The sequence below is a fragment of the Halohasta sp. A2 genome, assembly GCF_056175805.1.
The window spans coordinates 1-808 of record NZ_JAQFWV010000182.1 but is presented as its reverse complement, the minus strand read 5'-3'; the positions used below and the strand labels follow the sequence as shown (position 1 = coordinate 808).

The following is an 808-nucleotide window of genomic DNA, read 5'->3' as shown; positions in this document are numbered from 1 at the left end:
GTGAGTGTAATCTCGATTGGGGACTCTTTCATTCTAGCACCGAAACAGTCCCCTTCCTCTAACGTATCAACTGCTACTTCGTTGCGGTGAGTATTGGCTTGGTTCTAAACGATCCTGAGACGCGACCCATATATTGAGAAAGCTCGTATACAGATCCTACCAATCTCGAAAAACATCGGTACGGAGCCCAACGGCGCTGGTAGGCATGGTAATCCCATCCTAACAGAAAGGCTTTTTAAATAGGTATCCTACCGCGAGTGTACACACAGCAATGATCAAAGACATGGATCCGGGCAACTCGCAGATTTCGGCTGACACCAGCAATGCAGAAAGACAGCGATTCACACATGATTGGTCGGAGGACCAATCGATCGGTGTTTCGGTCGTCCGGGCGGTGGCAGCCGCCTCCGATGTCGATCCGCTCTCGCTGCAGCCGCGGCTGTACGATGTTATCGACCCTGACGCGCTCGAAACGCTGGTGTCTTCAGGTCCAACCGGTGGTGCCTTACAAGTCACGTTCGAGTTTGGCGCCTACGAGGTAACTGTAACCCAGACTGGAGAGATCCACATCGACGACGACACCGCTCGCAGTTTCGACTAACGCCGTTTTTTGCGGGTCGTCCCTGGTTACCCCACTCGACCATCGATGGCTTGTGGGGTCAGGTGACAGGAACCGAATGCACTAGCACTACTTCTGGGGTTTAGCCTGGAGCCAAGGAGATCTGGGGAGAAACATCGACGAGGTCGGTGCAACTTGTCGGGATCTGCTCAGGTTTGACGAAACTTCAGCTGAGATTCGACGCTCCAA

At 53.3% G+C, this 808-nt stretch carries 1 protein-coding gene; it reads left to right on the top strand.

Annotated elements, in window-relative coordinates:
- Window positions 1–271: 271 nt before the first annotated feature.
- A complete protein-coding gene (locus O2S87_RS18685) occupies window positions 272–601 on the top strand; it encodes a HalOD1 output domain-containing protein (RefSeq protein ID WP_475410220.1) in 330 nt (109 codons plus the stop codon).
- Window positions 602–808: the final 207 nt, after the last annotated feature.

Bases quoted from the DNA above. Each gene is read 5' to 3' on its own strand.
- O2S87_RS18685 (WP_475410220.1), top strand. From the start codon at position 272: ATGATCAAAGACATGGATCCGGGCAACTCGCAGATTTCGGCTGACACC.